1 protein-coding gene is annotated in these 235 nt (G+C 60.9%); it reads right to left on the bottom strand.

The genetic code is table 11. The features are described from left to right. On the bottom strand, positions 1-235 hold a 235-nt coding region (locus NLM59_RS11625), incomplete at both ends, for a hypothetical protein (protein ID WP_304417948.1).

Here is a 235-nt window from a genome sequence, read left to right as displayed (position 1 = left end):
ACTCGCGTGCGACACGGTTCACATCGTCGAGCGTCACCGCGTTCAGCCGGTCATTTCGGGTGGCGACATAGTCGATCCCCATGTCGCTGACCTGCATGTTCACCGTTATGTTGGCGATTGGGCCGTTGCCGTCGAAGCGCAGGGGATACGCGCCAGTGAGATAGGTCTTGGCGTCCTCGAGTTCCTCTTGCGTGATACCGGTGTCGCGCAGCTTCTGCCACTCGGCACGGATGAC

Origin of the sequence: Profundicola chukchiensis (assembly GCF_029664245.1) — a bacterium.
In the GTDB taxonomy this organism is placed as follows: domain Bacteria; phylum Bacteroidota; class Bacteroidia; order Flavobacteriales; family Weeksellaceae; genus Profundicola; species Profundicola chukchiensis.
This window is presented reverse-complemented; position numbering and strand designations above follow the sequence as displayed.